The 19,812-nt window shown below is 66.3% G+C and carries 18 protein-coding genes and 1 riboswitch; of the genes, 11 read left to right on the forward strand and 7 right to left on the reverse strand.

Annotated features, from left to right (window positions below; genetic code table 11):
* The first annotated feature begins 1,034 nt into the window (after positions 1-1,034).
* From FOE78_RS12870 to gcvP, 10 genes are all read left to right on the forward strand, one after another.
* Positions 1,035-1,862 (forward strand): DUF881 domain-containing protein, encoded by an 828-nt coding sequence (locus tag FOE78_RS12870; protein WP_143986642.1) that lies wholly within the window; start codon positions 1,035-1,037, stop codon positions 1,860-1,862.
* Positions 1,859-2,191 carry a small basic family protein gene (locus FOE78_RS12875; protein ID WP_143986643.1) on the forward strand — a complete coding sequence of 111 codons (333 nt, stop codon included), beginning with the start codon at positions 1,859-1,861 and terminating at the stop codon, positions 2,189-2,191. The genes FOE78_RS12870 and FOE78_RS12875 overlap by 4 nt, the downstream gene beginning before the upstream one ends.
* Positions 2,184-3,029 (forward strand): DUF881 domain-containing protein, encoded by an 846-nt coding sequence (locus FOE78_RS12880; protein ID WP_143986644.1) that lies wholly within the window; start codon positions 2,184-2,186, stop codon positions 3,027-3,029. The genes FOE78_RS12875 and FOE78_RS12880 overlap by 8 nt, the downstream gene beginning before the upstream one ends.
* Before the next feature lie 104 nt (positions 3,030-3,133).
* Positions 3,134-3,526 carry a glycine cleavage system protein GcvH gene (gcvH, locus tag FOE78_RS12885; RefSeq protein ID WP_228265818.1) on the forward strand — a complete coding sequence of 131 codons (393 nt, stop codon included), beginning with the start codon at positions 3,134-3,136 and terminating at the stop codon, positions 3,524-3,526.
* Positions 3,526-4,074 (forward strand): FHA domain-containing protein, encoded by a 549-nt coding sequence (locus tag FOE78_RS12890; RefSeq protein WP_143986646.1) that lies wholly within the window; start codon positions 3,526-3,528, stop codon positions 4,072-4,074. The genes gcvH and FOE78_RS12890 overlap by 1 nt, the downstream gene beginning before the upstream one ends.
* A gap of 140 nt (positions 4,075-4,214) precedes the next feature.
* Positions 4,215-5,021: a transcriptional regulator FtsR gene (gene ftsR, locus FOE78_RS12895; RefSeq protein ID WP_143986647.1), complete on the forward strand. Its 807-nt coding sequence runs from the start codon at positions 4,215-4,217 to the stop codon at positions 5,019-5,021.
* A gap of 391 nt (positions 5,022-5,412) precedes the next feature.
* Positions 5,413-5,928, forward strand: a complete 516-nt coding sequence (locus FOE78_RS12900) for a bifunctional nuclease family protein (RefSeq protein WP_143986648.1) — start codon at positions 5,413-5,415, stop codon at positions 5,926-5,928.
* A 363-nt stretch (positions 5,929-6,291) separates the two neighbouring features.
* Positions 6,292-6,867, forward strand: a complete 576-nt coding sequence (locus tag FOE78_RS12905) for a MerR family transcriptional regulator (protein WP_143988782.1) — start codon at positions 6,292-6,294, stop codon at positions 6,865-6,867.
* 156 nt (positions 6,868-7,023) lie between these two features.
* Complete coding sequence (locus FOE78_RS12910) at positions 7,024-7,455, forward strand: nitroreductase family deazaflavin-dependent oxidoreductase (protein WP_143986649.1); 432 nt, start codon at positions 7,024-7,026, stop codon at positions 7,453-7,455.
* 54 nt (positions 7,456-7,509) lie between these two features.
* A riboswitch (glycine riboswitch) is annotated at positions 7,510-7,603 on the forward strand.
* Positions 7,604-7,693: 90 nt separating this feature from the next.
* Positions 7,694-10,573, forward strand: coding sequence for an aminomethyl-transferring glycine dehydrogenase (gcvP, locus tag FOE78_RS12915; protein ID WP_143986650.1), 2,880 nt, complete (start codon positions 7,694-7,696; stop codon positions 10,571-10,573).
* 50 nt (positions 10,574-10,623) lie between these two features.
* On the opposite strand, the gene FOE78_RS12920 is transcribed toward gcvP, so the two are convergent.
* From FOE78_RS12920 to FOE78_RS12950, 7 genes are all read right to left on the reverse strand, one after another.
* Positions 10,624-10,905 (reverse strand): 4a-hydroxytetrahydrobiopterin dehydratase, encoded by a 282-nt coding sequence (locus tag FOE78_RS12920; RefSeq protein ID WP_143986651.1) that lies wholly within the window; start codon positions 10,903-10,905, stop codon positions 10,624-10,626.
* Between the two features lie 17 nt (positions 10,906-10,922).
* Positions 10,923-11,513, reverse strand: coding sequence for a hypothetical protein (locus tag FOE78_RS12925; RefSeq protein ID WP_210414567.1), 591 nt, complete (start codon positions 11,511-11,513; stop codon positions 10,923-10,925).
* Between the two features lie 87 nt (positions 11,514-11,600).
* Entirely contained in the window at positions 11,601-12,743 is a 1,143-nt protein-coding gene (locus FOE78_RS12930; protein WP_143986652.1) for an ABC transporter ATP-binding protein, read from the reverse strand.
* A 1-nt stretch (position 12,744) separates the two neighbouring features.
* Positions 12,745-13,923: an ABC transporter ATP-binding protein gene (locus tag FOE78_RS12935; RefSeq protein ID WP_143986653.1), complete on the reverse strand. Its 1,179-nt coding sequence runs from the start codon at positions 13,921-13,923 to the stop codon at positions 12,745-12,747.
* Positions 13,924-13,932: 9 nt separating this feature from the next.
* Positions 13,933-15,072: an ABC transporter permease gene (locus FOE78_RS12940; RefSeq protein ID WP_143986654.1), complete on the reverse strand. Its 1,140-nt coding sequence runs from the start codon at positions 15,070-15,072 to the stop codon at positions 13,933-13,935.
* Between the two features lie 8 nt (positions 15,073-15,080).
* Entirely contained in the window at positions 15,081-16,067 is a 987-nt protein-coding gene (locus FOE78_RS12945) for an ABC transporter permease (protein WP_143986655.1), read from the reverse strand.
* A 9-nt stretch (positions 16,068-16,076) separates the two neighbouring features.
* Positions 16,077-18,194: an ABC transporter substrate-binding protein gene (locus tag FOE78_RS12950; protein ID WP_143986656.1), complete on the reverse strand. Its 2,118-nt coding sequence runs from the start codon at positions 18,192-18,194 to the stop codon at positions 16,077-16,079.
* Positions 18,195-18,480: 286 nt separating this feature from the next.
* On the opposite strand from FOE78_RS12950, the gene FOE78_RS12955 reads away from it, so the two are divergent.
* Positions 18,481-19,590 carry an ArsB/NhaD family transporter gene (locus tag FOE78_RS12955; protein ID WP_143986657.1) on the forward strand — a complete coding sequence of 370 codons (1,110 nt, stop codon included), beginning with the start codon at positions 18,481-18,483 and terminating at the stop codon, positions 19,588-19,590.
* The last annotated feature ends 222 nt before the right edge of the window (positions 19,591-19,812 follow it).

Here is a 19,812-nt window from a genome sequence, read left to right on the forward strand (position 1 = left end):
CGACACTGACGCCGTCGGATATCGGCCATCGGGCCCGGCCGACCCGAACTCGACCGTGGTGGGGAAACGTACGACCCGATCGACCTTGGGCTCGCACGAAGTCGACTGTGGTGGGGAAACGTACGACCCGATCGACCTTGGGCTCGCGCGAAGTCGACTGTGGTGGGGAAACGTACGACCCGATCGACCTGGGGCTCGCACGAAGTCGACTGTGGTGGGGAAACGTACGACCCGATCGACCTGGGGCTCGCGCGAAGTCGACTGTGGTGGGGAAACGTACGACCCGATCGACCTGGGGCTCGCGCGAAGTCGACTGTGGTGGGGAAACGTACGACCCGATCGACCTGGGGCTCGCACGAAGTCGACTGTGGTGGGGAAACGTACGACCCGATCGACCTGGGGCTCGCGCGAAGTCGACTGTGGTGGGGAAACGTACGACCCGATCGACCTTGGGCTCGCGCGAAGTCGATCGTGGTGGGGAAACGTACGACCCGATCGACCTGGGAATGAATGGCTCAGCGGCGCTGTCCACCCCCGCCGGCGAGTTCGGGGAGTTGGGCGCGCCGGTCGGAATCCTGGAAATGCGGACGGAGTCGGCGGAATCGGGCTCGTCGAGGTCGGATCCGGGCGTCTGCGTCCGCAATGTCAGGTTCGTGATCGGGGGGCCATGATCGCCGGCATGTCGCGCGCCCTAGTCCCGACCAGGCCGCGCGCCCGAACCCAGCGCTTCTCCTGCGTTCCCGCGCATCCACGGCGCTGCCGCGGAAGTACGAACTTGCGCGGCAGCGCCGACGATGCGCGGGAAGGGGTTTGAAGCGGCGCGGCCGGACGATCCCGGGCCGGCCGACTGCTCCTGCGCACCCACGGCGCTCCTGAGCAGTACGAGGGAGTCCGAAGCTGCCCGGCATCGACTGGGGCAGGCGGAGACCGGGGCCGGAAGGTTTGGGCACGGGCGGGGTGGCGCCGGTAGATTCACCGGCGAGCCCGGGCGATCGGCGCCATGGCGAACCTGACGCGGTCGGAGGGAGGCCACCTTGTCTGCTGGTGACACCGGCTCGGTGCGCCGGACGCCGGACGCCAGCATGGATCTGCTCAAACAGATCATCGAGCACCCGATCGACCCCGACTACGCGGTGGTCGCAGCTCGGGAATCGGATCACGGCGACCGCCCGAGCACCGGCCGCCGGGTGGCGTTCGGGTTGGCCGCGTTGCTGATCGGCGCGATGTTCGCGGTGGCGGCGTTGCAGACCACCCGCAGCCAACCGGCCATCCAGCACGAACGCAACCAGTTGGTCGGCCAGATCAAGAACGCCCAGGCCAACCGGGACCGGTTGAAGGAACGTGCTGATGATCTCGCGGCGGACAACGCGCGGTTGCGGACCGCCGGCCTCGGCGACGACAGCCAGGACCGCGCCCTGAAGAGCCGACTCAACGATCTCGAAGCAGCAACCGGAGCCGCCCCGGTGTCCGGACCGGGAGTCAAGATCACCGTCGACGACGCGGCCGGCGGAACCGGACAGGGCCGGGTGCTCGACGTCGATCTTCAGGTGCTGGTCAACGGACTCTGGCAGGCCGGTGCGGAGGCCATCGCCGTCAACGGACTGCGGGTCACCAACCTGACCGCGATCCGAGAGGCCGGCCAGGCGATCACCGTGAACTACCGCTCGTTGACCGCGCCGTACCAGGTGCAGGCGATCGGGAATTCCGGGACACTGCAGACCCGGCTGTTGGATAGCTCGGCCGGTGCGTGGTGGAATGCCCTGAAGCAAAATCAAGGCATGCGCTACGACATCAGCGCGGCCGCCGAGCTCAAACTCGACGGCGTACCCGGACTGAGCGTACGCATCGGAAGGACGCGATGATCCCGCTTCTTGGCCTCATCGCCGGCATCATCGTCGGTCTGGTGCTGGAACCCAACGTGCCGACCTTTCTGCAGCCCTATCTGCCGATCGCCATCGTGGCGGCGATGGATGCGCTGTTCGGCGCCTTCCGTGCCTACCTGGAAGGGACGTTCACCGACAAGGTGTTCGTGGTCTCCTTCATCTCCAACGTGTTGATCGCCGCCGCGATCGTCTTCATCGGCGACCAGATCGGCGTCGGCGCCCAACTGTCCACCGGCGTGGTGGTCGTCCTCGGCATCCGCATCTTCACCAACGCCGCAGCCATCCGCCGGGCCTTGTTCCATGCCTGATCCGCAGCGAGAGCCCGAGGCGGAGACGACCACGTCCGAGGTGCCCGGAGCGGGCGAATCAGCCACAGCCTCGGCAGCTGCTGGCGCGAGGCCGAGCCCCGCTGCGGCGGCCCGGCAGCGACTGCGGCGGCTGCTCACCAAACCCGGACGCGGCCAGTTGATCGCCGGAGTGCTGGTGTTCCTGGTCGCCGTCGGCGCGGTCACCCAGGTCCGCACGCACGCCACCGACAAGGCGTACAGCAATGCCCGGCAGGACGATCTGGTGCAGATCCTGGACGGTCTGAACAGCGAGTCCCGCCGGCTGCAGGGCGAGATCGAGGACCTGGAGCAGACCCGGCAGAGTCTGCGTTCGGGGGCCGACCGGGAGCGGGTTGCCCGCAGCGAGACCGAGCGCCGAGTTGGCGAACTCGGCATCCTGGCCGGTACGGTGCCCGCCGTCGGTCAGGGCGTACGGATCACCGTCACCGATCCCGATCACAAACTCAGCCCGGAGCTGATGTTGGAGGGGATCGAGGAGTTGCGCGACGCCGGTGCCGAGGCGATCGAGATCAACGATCGGGTCCGGGTGGTGGCCTCGACCTCGTTCGGCGGCGGGCCCGGAGCGTTGCGGGTGGACGGAGTCAAGATCAAGACGCCGGTCGTGCTCGACGTCATCGGCGACTCGGACAGCCTGGCGACCGGGGCCAGTTTCCGCGGCGGATTCGCCGATCAGGTCAGCGGCAACGCCCACGGCGAGGTACGGATCAGCAAACAGGACAAGGTGTTGATCAACTCCTTGCACCGCGCCCGCGACAATCAGTACGCTCACCCCGCGTCCTCGCCCACCGGCCGGCGTTGACACAATGCGGCCCTGACACAATGCAGGGCCCTGACCATGCGGGCCTGACACAATGCAGGCTGGCAGCGCCACCGCGTACTCAAGACCATCGAGGAGAAACAGTCGTGCCCGACTTCCCGGAGGACCTCAAATACACCACCGAACACGAGTGGGTGCGCGAGGGCAACGAGTCGACCGTACGGATCGGCGTGACCGACTACGCGGCCGAACAGCTCGGCGACATCGTCTTCGTCTCATTGCCGGCGGTCGGCGACGAGGTCACCGCCGGCGATGCCTGCGGCGAGTTGGAGTCGACCAAATCGGTGTCGGACATCTTCAGCCCGGTCTCGGGTGTGATCAGCGCGATCAACGATCAGCTCGACGACAGCCCGGAGTCGGTGAACGCCGATCCGTACGGAGACGGCTGGCTTTTCGAGGTCGACACCGCCGACGGCACCGATCTGGACAGCCTGCTCGATGCGGACGCCTACGCTGACCATGTGGAGAGCCCGACCTGATGATCTACTGCACCAACTGCGGCCACCAGAACTCCGACCGCGCGAACTTCTGCAGCCAGTGCGGCACGGCGCTGGAACGCCCCCAGCGGCAGGCTGAGGACACCCGCGAAGCCGATCCGCAGAGCGGTGACGCGCGGGGCAGTGACGCTCGGGTCGGGGACACCACCCGGACGATGCCGGCCATGCCGGAGGAACGCGAGGGTTCGCGGCTCAGCGACGACGACGAGGAGGCCGTCAACGCGCTCCCGCACGGTTCGGCACTGCTCATCGTCCGTCGCGGCGCCGATGCAGGCAGCCGATTCCTGCTGGACACCGAGGTCAGCACGGTCGGCCGCAGTCAGGACGCCGACATCCTGCTGGACGACATCTCGGTGTCGCGCCGGCACGCGACCTTCACCCGTACCGATCAGGGTGTCGTGGTCCGCGACGTGGGCAGTTTGAACGGCACCTACGTCAATCGGCAGATGGTCGACGAGCAGTTGCTGCAAGCCGGCGACGAGGTGCAGATCGGCAAATTCCGGCTGGTGTTCTACGCCGCTCGGTCCTGACCTCGCTGACGTCGGCCTGCCCGGTGTCGGCTCGGCCTGGGTCGCTGTACGTCGCCAGGTGTTCCGGCGATTAGGCTGACCCAGATCCCCGGTGACCTCGTGCCGGGAGTGAACGACCGGGAGGGGGCGCCGAGACCCGTATGGCCGCAGCATCGACCCAGCGAAGCATCGGACAGGTGCTCGCCTCGCTGAAGGGCGAGTTTCCCGACATATCGATCTCCAAAATCCGGTTCCTGGAGAGCGTCGGGCTGGTGTCGCCGGAGCGCTCGCCGTCGTCGGGGTACCGTCGCTACGCCGAGCGTGACGTCGACCGGCTGCGCTACATCCTGCGGGTGCAGAAGTCGCACTACCTGCCGCTGAAGGTGATCCGCGAGCACCTCGAACTGATGGATCGCGGCCTGCAGCCGCCTCGACTGGAATCGCTGCGACCACAACCTCCGGTCGAGGAGCCGAACAACTCTGGACCTGTAGTCAACGGTGACGTTGCTGGTGGCAAACCGTCAGCTTCAGGGTCTGGCACCTCGGCCACCGCGACGCCGCCGCCGGCCGGACCCGCTGCCGCGACCAACGGCAGCGCGCGGCAACAGAACAAGCCGATCCGGCTCTCCCGCGACGATCTGCTGGAGGCGAGCGGGCTGACCGAGTCGGCGCTGTCGGAGCTGGAGTCGATTCAGGTGATCGTGCCCAGGCGCGGCACCCACTACTACGGACGCGAAGCCCTCGCCATCGCCGTCGCCGCCCGCCGGCTCGCCGTCTACGGCATCGACAGCCGGCACCTGCGCGCCTTCAAACTCGCCGCGGATCGTGAGATCGGCCTGGTCGAACAGGCGATCGCCCCGCACGTGCGGCGGAGCCAGCGCGACGGCCGCGGCGACGTCGCCGCCGAAGTCACCCAGTTGGTCATCGGTGTCCATGCGGCGCTGATCCGTACGGGTATGGAGCGGTAACGCCTGCTCCACGCGGTCGTGTCAGTCCCGCTGCCGCGATCTGGTCTGGCGTCCTACGTTTGCGCGCCCCGCATCCCGCTAATCGATGACGGTGTCGCCAGGCTGTTGCAGGGCCGGCCGCAGATTGTCGATGTCAGCAGGACCCGGGACCGGTTTGGAGTGCGCCCTACCAAGGAGCCGCAGGACAAACCGCCGCGCCAAGTCTTGAAGGTCACATTGAACTCCTGTCGAGCGCGCCAGCGCGAGACCGGCTCCGGAGCGAAGCGGAGGAGTCGACGTGAGTGATCGCGTGGGTAACCACGGCGGGAGCGCGAGGGTCGGCCCTCGCAACGTAAGCCGCCAACAAAGATCGCGGCAGCGGCGCTAACTCGACCGCGCGTAGGGTGGTCGCATGCGCGAACTCGATGTGGTCGGTGTGCGGGTGGAGATGCCATCGAACTCGCCGATGGTGCTGCTGCGCGAGGTCGACGGGGCTCGGTACCTGCCGATCTGGATCGGTGCCGGCGAGGCCTCGGCGATCGCCAATGCTCAGGAGGGGATCGTGCCCCCGCGGCCCCTCACCCATGACCTGATGGTCGACGTACTGTCGGGCCTGAACCACACATTGTCCGAGGTGCACATCACCGAATTGGACGGCGGCACCTTCTACGCGGTGCTGGTGATCGACGGTATCGAGATCAGCTCCCGGCCGTCGGACGCGATAGCCCTCGCACTCCGGGTCGGCTGCGACATCTACTGCGCCGACGACGTACTGGACGAGGCGGGCATCCCGATGCCGGACGATGTCGACGGCGAAGCGGACGAGCCGCTGGACTCCGACACCGAAGTGGCGAAGTTCCGGGAATTCCTGGATCAGGTCAATCCGGACGACTTCGTCACCGGTGACGAACCGCGGCCCGATCACTGATCGGTACGACGTTGGTTGCCTGCCATTCGACGGGCTCAAGGCTCTTCCAGCGACAGGTTCAGGCTCTGCGAGCGACGGGCTGATGGCCCTGCGCGCTTGGATCGGGATGGTCTTCTCGCGTCCCTCAAGTTGCGGTTGAGGGACGCGCGTTTGTGATCACGCGGTCCGGCGTGTCGTTGACCCTCGTCAAGCACGCGCCGTAGGTTCGGGTCTGTAATCCCGGCGATGGAATTACCCCGTTGGTATCGGCACTGCGGTCCGACGGTTCTTTGCCGGCAGCGTACGGCGTAGTGGAGGCATCCGGTGAGCAGCAAGGGACAACCCGTCCGTCCGACGGGCCACGACAACCAGCCGACCCTGCCGATGGGCGATCCGACGGCGGAGACCCAGGGGCTGCTGTTCGAGGGTGACTTCTCGCCGCTGCCGCAGGACTACGGCTTCCGCGGGCCGGTGGCCTGCAGCGTGGTCGGCATCACCTACCGCCAGCTCGACTACTGGGCCCGCACCGGCTTGGTCACCCCGGAGCTTCGCGGCGCCAAGGGTTCCGGGAGCCAGCGGCTCTACAGCTTCCGCGACATCCTGATCCTGAAGGTGATCAAGCGGCTGATCGACGCCGGCATCTCGCTGCAGCAGATCCGTACCGCGATCGAGCACCTGCGCGCCCGCGGTGTCAACGACCTGTCCGAGGTCACCCTGATGAGCGACGGGGTCAGCGTCTTCGAATGCACCTCCGACGACGAGGTGATCGACCTGCTGAAGGGCGGCCAGGGCGTCTTCGGCATCGCACTCGGCGGCGTCTGGAAGGACATCGAGGGCAGCCTCGCCGAGCTTCCGGTCGAGCGTCTGGAGGAACATCGGGCCGACGCCGAGACCGAGGCGATCCTGGACCGCGCCGACGACGAACTCTCTCGCCGTCGGCGCGCACGCGCCGCTGGATAGGGCCCGGCGCGCACGCGCGGCTGGATAGGGCCCGGCGCGCACGCGCCGCTGGATAGGGCCCGGCGCGCACGCGCCGCTGGATAGGTCGAGGTCCGGAACAAATCGACCGGCTGCCGGTGCTGACGTCATGGAGCGACATCAGACCAGGAGGCACGGATGCCAGGACCGCAGGACTTCAACACGCGCAACATCGAGGAATTTCGCCGCCGCGGCGGCCACGTCGGTGGACCGTTTGAAGGTGCGCCGCTGATCTTGCTGCACCACCGCGGACGCAGGAGCAACCGGGAGTTCGTGGCCCCGGTGATGTATCTCGCCGCCGACACCGATCCCGACAACGTCATCTACGTGTTCGCGTCCAAGGGCGGCGCACCGACCAACCCGGATTGGTACGACAACCTGGTCGCCGCCGGTGCCACGATCGTCGAACGGGGCACCGAGACCTATCCGGTCGCCGTGCAGGAGATCACCGGCGAGCAGCGGGACGCCATCTACGCCGAGCAGGCCGAGCGCTATCCCGGCTTCGCCGAGTACGAGAAGAAGACCGCCGGCATCCGTACCATTCCGGTGTTGCAATTGACCCGGCGCTGAAGCCGCGGAATGCCGGCTGGCGGAGCCGGTGGGCTAGAGTTGCCGCAGCCGCAATCAGTCGACGCGAGAGAGACCATCCCAACCCGAGGATGGCGCCGAAGGGGCAACCTCCCCGGAACCTCTCAGGCACCCGGACCGCGTACCGACTGGCGATCTGAAGCCGTCCGGCGACAGAGGGGAGTCGGGGTACGACGCGTACCCTCCGACCTCCCGCATCGCCAGCGAAGGACCGCTCGACATGTCGACATTCGCCAGCCGCCACATCGGACCCCAGGTCGACGAGACCGAAACCATGCTGACGGCGCTCGGCCTGGCCAGTCTGGACGAGTTGGCCGGGCGGGCCGTCCCGTCGACCATCCGGATGGCGGGGGAGCTCGATCTGCCGGCCGCCCGCACCGAGACCGAGACCCTGCAGTGGCTGCGTGAGCTTGCTGCCAAGAACAATCCGCGCCGGGCGATGATCGGTCTCGGTTACCACGGCACCATCACTCCGCCGGTGATCCGCCGCAACGTGCTCGAGGACCCGGCCTGGTACACCGCCTACACGCCGTACCAGCCGGAGATCAGTCAGGGCCGGCTGGAAGCCTTGATCAACTTCCAAACCATGATCAGCGACCTGACCGGGTTGCCGACCGCCGGCGCCAGCCTGCTGGACGAGTCGACCGCGGTGGCCGAGGCGATGGCGCTGGCTCGGCGGACCGTGAAGAGCGGCTCGGTGTTGATCATGGACGCGGACACGCTGCCGCAGACCGTCGAGGTCACCCGGACCCGCGCCGAGGGGCTGGGCATCGAGGTCGTGATTGCCGACGGCGACCTCCTCGCTGCCATCGATGATCATGATCTGTTCGGTGTGGTGGTGCAGACACCCGGTGCCAGCGGGGCGGTGCTGAGCACCGCCGAGCTGCGGTCGATCGCGGACCGGGCCCACGGCAAGGGCGCGCTGGTGATCGCCGCCACCGACCTGATGGCGTTGACCATGATCACTCCGCCGGGCGAGTGGGGTGCCGACGTCGCGGTCGGCTCCAGTCAGCGGTTCGGCGTGCCGCTGTTCTACGGCGGACCGCACGCCGGGTTCATGTCCGTACGATCCGGGCTGGAGCGTTCGTTGCCGGGCCGGCTGGTGGGCGCATCGGTGGACAGCCAGGGCGTGCGGGCCTTCCGGCTGGCGCTGCAGACCCGTGAACAACACATCCGGCGGGAGAAGGCGACCTCCAACATCTGTACGGCCCAGGTGTTGCTGGCCGTGGTGGCCGGGATGTACGCGACCTATCACGGTCCGGACGGGCTGCGGGAGATCGCCGCCGGCATCCATCGCAAGGCTCGGTCCGTGGCCGCCGATCTTCGGGCCGTCGACGGGATCGATGTTGATCATGAATCCTTCTTCGACACCGTGCAGGTGTCGGCACCCGGCCGGGCGCGGACGATCGTCGCCGACGCCCGGGCGCGCGGAGTCCATCTGCGGTTGATCGATGATGATCATGTCGGCGTCTCGGTCGGCGAGGACGCAGCCGATGATGATCTCGCTGCGGTGCGACTTGCCTTCGGCGCCGCCGAGGAAGCCTCCGGTGATCACTGGGGCGGACTGGCCGGATCGCAACGGAGCAGTGACTTCCTGACCCATCCGGTCTTTCACCGCTATCACAGCGAGACCGCGATGCTGCGTTACCTGCGGGCGTTGTCCGATCGTGACTACGCGCTGGATCGCGGCATGATCCCGCTCGGCTCGTGCACGATGAAACTGAACGCCACTGCGGAGATGGAGCCGATCAGCTACCCCGGCTTCGCGGACCTGCACCCGTTCGCGCCGGCCGAGGACGCCGAGGGCTACCGCGAGTTGATCACCACGCTGGAGGATTGGCTGGCCGAAGCCACCGGATATGCGAAGGTGTCGGTGCAGCCGAACGCCGGCAGCCAGGGCGAATTCGCCGGTCTGTTGGCGATCCGTGCCTACCATCAGGCAGGAGGTGATGATCAGCGGCTGGTGTGCCTGATCCCGTCCTCGGCGCACGGCACCAACGCCGCGTCGGCGGCGATGGCCGGGCTGAAAGTCGTTGTGGTGAAGGCGAATCCGGACGGCAGCATCGACGAGGTCGACCTGAAGAGCAAGATCGAGAAGCACCATGATCAACTCGCCGCGATCATGATCACCTACCCGTCCACCCACGGCGCGTACGAGGAGGGCATCGCGGACATCTGCGCAGTTGTGCATGACGCCGGTGGCCAGGTGTACGTGGACGGTGCGAACCTGAATGCGCTGCTCGGTCTGGCGCAGCCCGGCCGGTTCGGGGGAGACGTCAGTCATCTCAACCTGCACAAGACGTTCTGCATCCCGCACGGCGGCGGCGGACCCGGCGTCGGCCCGGTCGCGGTGGCCGAGCACCTGGTGCCGTACCTACCGAATCATCCGCTGGATCCGCGGGCCGGATCGGCGACCACCCCCCGGGAAGGTCAGTCCAAGGGGCCGATCTCCGCCGCGCCGTACGGGTCGGCCGGCATCCTGCCGATCAGCGCTGCGTACATCGCGATGATGGGACCGGACGGGCTGCGGAACGCGACCGAGCACGCCGTACTCGCCGCGAACTACGTCGCGCACCGGCTGGGTGATCATTACCCGGTGCTGTATCGCGGACACGGCGGGCTGGTCGCGCACGAGTGCATCCTCGACCTGCGGCCGCTGACCAAGCAGACCGGAGTCACCGTCGACGACGTGGCCAAGCGGCTGATCGACTACGGCTTCCACGCGCCGACGATGAGCTTCCCGGTGGCCGGCACGCTGATGGTGGAGCCGACCGAGTCGGAGGACCTGGCGGAGTTGGATCGCTTCTGCGACGCCATGATCAAGATCAGGCAGGAGGCGGACAAGGTCGGCGCGGGGGATTGGCCGGCCGACGACAATCCGCTGCGCAACGCCCCGCACACCGTGGCGGTCGTGATGGCCGACGACTGGACGCATCCGTACAGCCGAACCGAGGCCGCGCATCCGTTCGGCCTCCAACGCGGTCCGATCGGCAGCGGCGGCAGCGACAAGTACTGGCCGCCGGTCGGCCGGATCGACGGCGTCTACGGTGACCGCAACCTGGTCTGTTCCTGCCCGCCCCCGGAAGCCTTCGAGGACTGAGTTGTCAGTCGGTGGTTTGCCTATGGCCAATCCACCGACTGACAACTCGGCTATTCGCCGGAGCTGATCCGGTGGGCCATCTCGATGTCGCGCTGGGTCAGGCCGCCGGAGTCGTGGCTGGTCAGCACCAGGCGGACCTTGTTCCAGCGGATGTCGATGTCCGGGTGGTGATTGGCGTCCTCGGCCAGCGCCGCGACGCGATTGACGAACACCATCGCCTCGCCGAAATCAGCGAAGGTGAAGTCGGCCGCGATCTCGTCGCCGTCCAGTTTCCAATCCGGCAGGTCTTGCAACTGCCGGGTGATCTCGTCCGTATCCAGTAGCCGGCTCATGGCCTCACGTTAGCCGGTCAGTCGCCGGCCTTGCTGCCGTCGATCGCATCCGGGCCGGCGGGCTCGGTGCCGGGGCGAGTGGCGATGGACGGGTCGGTCGCGAACCAGAGCGACATCGGCAGCTGGAACGCGGTGAAGCAGTAGTTGCCCATCGGCAGCCAGTACGCGTACTCGTCCACACTGGACCCCTGGTAGACGACCACGAACTGCAGCTGGTCGGCGTACATCGCCCAGAGCCGCCGCTTCCGGGTCGCACCGTCCTCGGTGAAGGTGTAGGTGCGTTCCAGCTTGACGATGTTGTTGTACGTGTCGTCGCGACTCTCCAGCACCTGCAGGTCGGCCAGGTTGTCCAGTCCGGCGTCGAAACCGGCCCGCAGATCGGACAGGTCGTCGGCGACCACCCCGATCTCGAGCGGATTGACCCAGACGGCGAAATAGGTGGCGGGCTCGTCCTCCTCCGGCTGCACGATCACGCCCTCGCGATCGTCCTCCAGCGTGGAGATGATCCAGTCCGACGGGTAGCGGAATTCGAACCGCTGCTGATCGTCGGTGTAGGTCGTGGTTCCGGTGAAGCGGGGGCGGCCGACGCGCGACTGTGTCTGGTTCATGGTCCTTTTCGAGGTTCGGAATCTGGTCAGGATGTGGTCAGGTGCAAACTACCGGGTCGAGGCCCCGGCTCTGTCAGGCCGGCTTCGTCAGGCTGACGGCGTCGTGGACTTCACCTCGGTCACGACGTCCGGTTGGGCGTCGGGCAACGCCTCGGCGGACGGCACCACCGCACCCTTGAGGTTCAGTTGGTCGGAGAAATGACAGGCGGCCTGCCGGCCCTCGCCGACGTCGCGCAATAGCGGTGTCTCGACCGAGCAGATGTCCTGCGCATACGGACAACGGGTGTGGAAGTAGCAGCCGGACGGCGGATTGGCCGGACTCGGTACGTCGCCGGTCAGCGGCACCACCTCGGTCCGGGTTCGCGGATCGGGTTGCGGCACCGCCGACAGCAACGCCTCGGTGTACGGGTGCTTCGGCTTGCTGAACAGCTCCTGGGTCGGGCCGGTCTCCACCAGCTTGCCGACGTACATCACGGCCACCCGATCGGAAATGTGCTCCACCACCGACAGGTCGTGCGAGATGAACACGTAGGTGAGCTTCAACCGGTCCTGCAGATCCTCCAGCAGGTTGATCACCTGAGCCTGCACGGACACGTCGAGGGCGGACACCGCCTCGTCGCAGATGATCAGATCCGGGTCCAGAGCGATCGCTCGGGCGATCCCGATGCGTTGGCGCTGGCCGCCGGAGAACGCGTGCGGATACCGGCTGGCGTGCTCCGGGCGGAGCCCGACCATGGTCAGCAGATCGGCCACCCGATCGCGCAGCTGCTGGCCCTTCATCACCTTGTTGATGATCAACGGCTCGGCGATCACCCGGCCCACGGTCATCCGGGAATCCAACGAGGCAAACGGATCCTGGAAGATGATCTGCATCCGCGGACGGATCTGTTGCATCGTGTTGCTGTCCGCGGTGGCGAGATTCACCGGACCGAGCTTGGGATGATGGAAGACCACTTCGCCGTCGGTCGGTTCCTCCAACCGCAGGATGGTCCGCCCAGTGGTGCTCTTGCCGCAGCCCGACTCGCCGACCACGGCCAGCGTCTCGCCGCGGTTGACGGTCAGGTTGACGCCGTCGACCGCCTTGACCGCGCCGACCGTACGGCGGAACAGGCCGCCCTTGATCGGGAAGTGCTTCTTCAGGTCGCGGACTTCCAGCAGCGGTCCCTCGGCGGCGTTGGCGGAGTCGTCGGGGGAGTCGTCGGGCCGCGATTCGATCTTCGTGTCAGTCATCTCACGCCTCCGCCTTCACCGACGATGCCTCGGATTCGATCTCGGCCTGTTTGACAGCCTGGCCTTCTTCGGTATAGAGGTGACACCGCACCCCGTGCCGGGTCGGTCCGGCCAGCACGGTCTCCACCGGAATCACGGTGTCGCACAGCCCCGGCATGAACTCCGGACAGCGCGGATGGAAGGTGCAGCCGGACACCTTCGAGTACGGGTCCGGGATCGACCCCTTGATCACCTCGAGCTTTGTTCCGGTGGAGGTCCCGATCCGGGGGATCGACCGCAGCAACGCCCGGGTGTAGGGATGCTTCGGCGCGTAGAAGATCTCGTCCACCGAGGCACGTTCGACGACCCGGCCGAGATACATCACGATCACCTCGTCGCACAGCTGGGCGACCACGCCCATGCTGTGGGTGATGAACATGATCGACATCCCGATCTCGTCCTTCAGCTTGCGCATCAGGGACAGGATCTGGGCCTCGGTGGTCACGTCCAGGGCGGTGGTCGGCTCGTCCGCGATCAGCAACGCCGGGTGGCAGGACAGCGCCATCGCGATCATGGCGCGCTGCCGCATGCCGCCGGAAAGCTCGTGCGGATACGACTTGGCGATCCGCTCCGGGTTCGGCATGCCGACCTGCCGCAGCATGTCGACCGCCTGCTGCTGGGCCACTTTCTTGTCCCGGGTCTGATGCAGCAGGATCGCTTCCTCGATCTGCGAGCCGATCGTGTAGACCGGATTCAGCGAGGTCATCGGCTCCTGGAAAATCATCGCGATCTCGGCGCCGCGGATCGACCGCATCGTCGGCCCGCGCGGATCGAGCTTGCTGATGTCGACCCCGCCGGTGTCGGACTTGGCCGCCTTGAGCTCACTGTCGTCGTCGGGAAGCAGTTCGGACTGCTTGCCGTTGCCGGCTGCGCGGGCGGCGCGATGGAAGTCGATCGTCCCGGCGGTGATCTGGCCCGGACGCTCGATGATCTGCATCAGGGCTCGGGCGGTCACACTCTTGCCGCAGCCGCTCTCGCCGACGATGCCGACGACCTTTCCCCGTGGAATGTCGAAGCTGACCCCGTTGAGCGCGCGGACCAGGCCGAGCGCCGTCGGGAAGCCGACCTCGAGATCTCGTACGGAGATGATCGCGTCGTCGTCGGTGTCTTCGGCGGATCGGACGGACACAGTTTCTGTCATGAAGGCGGCCTAACTGTACGGGTCGACGGCGTCGCGGATGCCGTCACCGAGGAGCTGGAAGCAGGTGATCGCCAAGATCACGAAGAGTCCTGGAATGAGCACCCATGGATACTGCGTCAGCACGTCCAACTTGGAGGCGTCCTGCAGCAGCACCCCCCAGCTGATCGCCGGGTCCAGCATGCCGATGCCGAGGAAGGACAACGCGGTCTCGGCCAGGATGGTGGCCGGCACCGCCAGCATGGCGACGGCGACGATGTGGCTCGTGGCGTTCGGCAGCAGGTGGGTGGTGATGATCCGCATGTGCGACGACCCGGCCGAACGTGCGGCTGCCACGTAGTCCGCGGACTTGTACGCCATCACCTTGCCGCGCACTTGTCGAGCAAGACCGGTCCAGGCGACCAGAGACAGGATGATGGTCATCACGAAGTACCGCTTGGTGACCGTCATGTCCTGCGGTAGCACGGCCGCCATGGTGGCCCACAACGGCAGCGTCGGGATCGAGATGATCACCTCGATGAACCGTTGGATGATGTTGTCGGTGGCGCCCCGGGCGTAGCCGGAGATGGTGCCGATGATCGATCCGAGGATTGTTGCGATCGCCACACCGAGCAGGCCGATGGTCATCGACACCCGAGCGCCGTAGATGGTGCGGCTGAAGATGTCCCGGCCGTTGCTGTCGGCGCCGAAGATCAACAACTTCCCGTCGGAGACCGTCATCAGGTGCCGGTCGGTCGGGATGATGCCGAGCACCTTGTAGTCGAACCCCTTGCCGAAGAAGTGGATCGGGATCGCGTTGTTGCAGTCGGTCTTGTACGTGGTGGTGATGTTGATCGGGTCGATCTCCTGGGTCGTCCGGCAGATCGCCGGGCCACCGGACCAGGTCCACGAACTCGGCTTGGCGAACTTGTAGTTCTGATCGACCTTGGCCGGATCGTTCGGCGACAAGAACGGCGCGAAGATCGCCGCCAGGTAGATCAAGATCAACACGATCCCGCTGACAACCGCCAGCTTGCTGCGGCGGAACCGCATCAGCATCAGGCGCCACTGCGGGATCTCACCGACCTTGCTGTCCACCAACGGCACTTCGACGAGCTCTTCGGGCTCGTGATCTTCCTCGGTCTCGGGGGCAATGACTTCCTGTTGAACCATGTCGCTCCTCAGTCCGTCAGCTTGACCCGCGGGTCAATGATCGTCAGCAGGATGTCGGAGATCAGGTTTCCGATCACCAGCAGGGCGGACAGGAACACCAGCAGCGTTGCCGCGACGTAGGTGTCCTTGTTGATCAAGGTCTGTAACAGCGCCTGACCCGTGGTCGGCAGACCGAAGATGATCGACACGATCGCCTCACCGGAGATCAACACCGACAAGGTCGTGCCGATCGTCATCACCAACGGGTGCAGGGCATTGCGCACCGCGTGCTTCCAGATCACCTTGCGCTCGGCAACACCCTTGGCACGTGCGGTCTGCACGTATTGCTGGGTGAGCACGTCGAACAGGTTGGCGCGCATCACTCGGGTCAACCAGGCCGTACTGCCGACGGCGATCACCAGTAACGGCAGCCACAAGTGGTTGAACGTGTCGACCAGTTTGTCGAAACTCATCGGCGCATTCCTGTACTGGTTGGAGTTCAGGCCGCCGACATCGATCCCGAACCACTTCGACGCGGCGGTCATCACGCCCAGCGCCAGCAGGAACTCCGGGATCGCGACACCGACGAACTGCAGCACGGTGATCACGTTGTCCGGGATGTTGTAGCGGTGGGTCGCCGAGTAGACGCCGACCGGGATCGCGATCACCCAGGCAACGATGATCGCCCCGACCGACAGGGCGACCGAGAGTGCTAACCGGCTCCAGATCAGCTGGCTGACCGGCATCCGGTAGGTGAACGAGGTGCCGAAGTCGCCACGGAAGAATCCGCTGGCCCACTTCCAGTACTTGACCAGCCAGGGGTCGTTGACTCCGTACGCCTTCTCCAGCGCGGCCATCTGCGTGCCGGAGATGACGTCACCTTGTGCCTGCAGGCGCGCGATCTCCGCCGTCAGAGCCGACCCGGGGGCCAGCTCGACGATGAAGAACGCGATCAAGGACACCGCGACCAGGGTCAGTACTGCGTAGCCCAGTCGCCGGACGATGAAGATGATCATGAACGACTCCTACTTGTGCGAGTCGGGATTCTCCCAGTACCAGCATTCGGGGTCGTACACCGCCGGCGACGGCACGATCCACGGATTCACGAAGCCGCCCTGAGCAAGATTGTCCTTGCGGGGAACGTTCTTCAGGTCCGTCTTCGCGATCTCGACCTGCGGGTAGTTGGCCACCGTGCCCTGGAAGAACGGTCCGTCCGAGACGTGGATCTTGATCAGGTCCCAGACCAGCTGATGCCGCTTCATCTCGTCCGGCTCGACCTTGGTCTGGTTGTAGATGTCCCACATCTTCTGGATCGGTCCGTTCGGATCCGGCTTCATCCGCGGAGGATGCCGCTTCCACGGGCTCAAGCTGAGCTCCTTCTCGTTGGTGCTGGTGCCGATCTGCTGATACCACTGACCCTCCAGCGGCGCCCAGCGGGTGTACTCCAGCGGCACCAGCCACTGCGGGTAGACCAGATGGTTCGGTCCGTCGCCGACCTCCCAGTTGCTGTGGGCCATCAGCTTGCCGGACTTCCACTGGTCGTCGTAGGTCTGCGGCGGGATCGGGTTCATCGACATGATCACCCCGACCGCCTTCAGGTCGGCGACGAGCTGATTGTCCTTGGTCTTGTGCTCGGTCGACTCGTCGGCCTGGTAGTCCAGCCGCAGCTTGAGCGGCTTGCCGTTGGGCAGCGTCCGTACTCCGTCGCTGCCCTTCTTGCAGCCGAGCTCGTCCAGCAGCTGATTGGCCTTGGCCTGGTCGTACTGGACGTAGGAGTCGCGCCAGTCGGCGTAGGCCTTCTTTCCGGTGTCGTTGACGTGATACTCGATCGCCTTCGGGCTGAGCGTGCCGGTGGTCCGCTCGCCGGTGTTGAAGTACACCGACTTCTGCACCGCCTCGCGATTGAACGCGTGCGAGATGGCCTGGCGGAACTTCGGCTCGCGGATCAACGCCCGAAGATCATCATCGGGGTAGTCGTAGTTGAGGAAGAAGATCGAACCGGTGCCGGATCCGCTGTCCCACAGGAAGACCTCGGTCTGCGCCTTGGACTGGCTGTCGCGCATGCCCTTGACGTCGTTCAACGTGATCTGGTTGAAGTTGCCGTGACAGAAGTCGACACTGCCTTGCTGCACCTGCAGCTTGCCGGCCTCGGCGTCGTTGACGGCGTTGATCTGGATCTCGTCGATGTAGGGAAGTTGATCACCGTTGGGCATCACGGCGTAGTAGTACGGGTTGCGTTCCAGCACGACGCCCTTGGTGTCGTTGAAGGACTTGCACTTGTAGCCGATCATGGTCGGGCAGGCGGGGTTGCGGTGCCAGTCCGAATGCGTCTGCATGATGCCGCCGACCTTGTCCCAGTCGGCCGGCACCTTCTTGTTGTACTTGGGCAGGAACTGCTTCAGGTAGTGGCTCGGCATCACCCAGATCGGTCCGTTGCCGCCGTTGTTGCCGTTGACCCACATCGCCATTCGGTCGGCGGTCAGTGGTGCCGGCGCGTCGAAGCTCATCTTCAGCGTGGTGTCGTCGACGGCGTCGAACTTGGCCAGCGTGCCCTTGCCGGAACGAGCCTCGTCCGGCGGCGTCTGGGCCATCTTCTCGTCCAGGATGAAGTTGTCCCACCAGAACATCACGTCGGCGGTGCTGAACGGCTCGCCGTCCGACCACTTCAGGCCCTTGCGGAAGTGGAACGTCCACTCCGAGGCGTCGTCGTTGGATTCCCAGCTCTCGACCAGGCCCGGCCCGACGTCCTTGCCGTCGTTGAGCCAGCGCAGCGGGGAGTGGCCGTAGAAGAACTCGCGGTCCGACGTCGCGTTGCTGATGCCGGTGCTGGTGAACGTGTTCATGTTCAGCGTGCCGCCGTACTTGCCGGGCTTGGCCCAGCGGTGCGGAATCACGTACGGATTCTCCGGCAGGCGTTCGGCCACGTCCGGCAGCCCCTTGCCGTCCAGCGACGGTGCCTGGTTGTACTTACCCGGCTTGGCCAGCGGCTTGGGATCCGAGCCCTTGGCCGCGGACGCCGTACCGCCTGAACCGTTGCCGCTGGGACTGTTCCCGCCCCCGCTACAGGCGGACAGCGCGGCCGCTCCGGCGACAAGCGCCGAACCGTACAGCAGGCTGCGCCTGGTGATCTTGGAAGAAAGCATCTTTGGTCCTCCAGAGTGGTGCCCGACATCGACGTCTGTTCTGCGAACGGCGGCCCGGGTCCTCCGGGGTTCCCCACCGATCTGGCGCCGTCCTGCTCGCGCCTGATTGGCGATAGTAGAAGACAAAGTCCGGGCAGTTGATGAATCCGGGTGAAATTCCGCGAGTCGGGCCCAATCGTTACCGATCTCAGGTTGCTGCGGCCCGTCTTCGGCCGTTCGGGTGCCGGTCTTCTGTCGTTCTGGGCCGGTCTTCTGTCGTTCTGGGCCGGTCTTCTATCGTTCTGGGGTGGACCTCCTCCCGCTGGCCGCCCGGGTCGGGCCGATCTTGGGATTCCTGGTCTGCATCACCGTGATCGCCGAGTTGGCGGACGCGATCGGCGTGTTCCGGCTGCTGGCGTACGGGGCCGCGCGGCTGGCGCGTGGGTCGGTGCTGGCGCTGTGGCTGCTGGTCGTTGCGGTGTCGACCGCGGCGTCGGCGGTGCTCTCGTTGGACACCACCGCGGTGTTGATCACTCCGGTCGTGCTGGTGCTGGCACGTCGGCTCGGTCTCAATCTGGGGCTGTTCGCCTTCACCGCGGTCTGGCTGGCCAACACTGCGTCGTTGATCTTCCCGGTGTCCAACTTGACCAATCTGCTGGCGATGTCGTGGCTGGAGAAGGGCGTGCCCGGCGGTGCCGCGGCGAGCAGCGTCGGCGGCTTCGCCGCTTTGATGTGGCCGGCCGCGCTGGCGGCGTTCATGATCACGGTCGTCGCCCTCGCGGTGCTCTACCGCAAATCCTTGCGAGGGCGATATGCCATGCCTGGTTGGCGTCCCGTACGTGATCGTCCGTTGTTGATCATCGCCGGTGTGGTCTGTGCGGGGCTCGGCCCGGCCTTCGCCGCGGGGGTGAGTGTGTTCATCGCCGCCGCTGTCGGTGCGGCGATCTTGGTGGTCGCGTGCGCGGTGCGTGACCGGCGGATGCTGTCCTGGAAGCTGCTGCCGTGGAAGATGGTGCTCGGTGTGGCGGCACTCTTCCTGGTCGTCCAGTTCGCTCATGATCATGGACTGGCGCGACTGCTCGGGATGATCGCCGGTCACGGTGATCGGCCCGCCGACCTGCTCCGGCTGGGCGCGGTTGCCACCGGCGGCGCGAACGTGATCAACAACCTGCCCGCCTATCTCGCCCTGGAACCCTTGGCCGACTCGACGCTGCGGGTGGCCGTGCTGCTGGTCGGAACCAACTCCGGCCCGCTGATCCTGCCGTGGGGGAGCCTGGCGACCCTGCTCTGGGCCGCCCGCTGCCGATCCGCCGGCGTACGCGTCGGCTGGCCCCGATTCATCCGCCGCGGCCTGATCCTGGTCCCACTACTCCTGATCGGCTGCACCGCCGCCACCATCCTGGTGCATGGCACCTGATCCTCGACCGCCACACCGCAACCAGGGTCCTGAGCCTGCCGAAGGACCGATGGGTCACCCGGATCCCACCCCGCCAAGGGCCTCGAGCCGAACGTCGCCGCTCCCGCGCACGTTCGGCGCTGCCGCGCAGGTTCGTACTTCCGCGGAAGGGCCGTGGGTGCGCGGGAACGCAAGTGCGGCGGTGCACCCGAACTGTGCGCTCTCGCGGCCGCCGGGGGGCCG

The sequence above is a fragment of the Microlunatus elymi genome (genome assembly GCF_007362775.1).
Lineage (GTDB): Bacteria > Actinomycetota > Actinomycetes > Propionibacteriales > Propionibacteriaceae > Microlunatus > Microlunatus elymi.